The following is a 581-nucleotide window of genomic DNA, read 5'->3' as shown; positions in this document are numbered from 1 at the left end:
GTGATCGATATCATGCGCAAATACGCCATGAATGAAGAAGGCGACGAACGCGGTGCAGCAAAGAACCGCTTTGACTGTAAGCATCTGAACCGTGGCGGAGCGGCTGGCTACATCGCTAAATACATTGCGAAGAATATCGATGGCTACGCACTGGAAGGCGAACGTGACCACGAAACCGGCGAGTTGCTGACAGATTCAGCAGCCGCTGTTACCGCCTGGGCTGCCACCTGGCGAATCCCTCAATTTCATCCTATCGGTCTGCCAACGATGGGTTCATACCGTGAGTGTCGCCGAATCCGTTCCATCAGCCTGACCGAAACATTTGACGAAGAAGTCGAAGCAGTACGCGCAGCTGCTGATGCCGGTGACTTTATGGCGTATATGGAAGCTCAGGGCGGTGCGAATGTTCCACGTGAAGATCAGACCGTTCGTGTGGCTCGTCGAGTTGCTGCTGAACTCAACGCCTACGACGTAGAAGTGAAAAAGGTTATTGGCATTTTTGCCCCTCACCTCGGCGACTCTCGTGTTTATGAAACCCGTACAACTCAATGGCGGATCGTTTCTTCTGCCGTTGACGTTGA

1 protein-coding gene is annotated in these 581 nt (G+C 53.0%); it reads left to right on the top strand.

Annotated features, from left to right (window positions below):
- Window positions 1-581: replication endonuclease (locus AC1DUO_RS26090; RefSeq protein ID WP_477989642.1), on the top strand; the 581-nt coding region annotated here is incomplete at both ends.

It is taken from the genome of Rahnella sp. P4_A8, from assembly GCF_056402435.1.
Note: the sequence above shows the minus strand (reverse complement) of the source record. Positions and strands in the feature narration are given on the sequence as shown.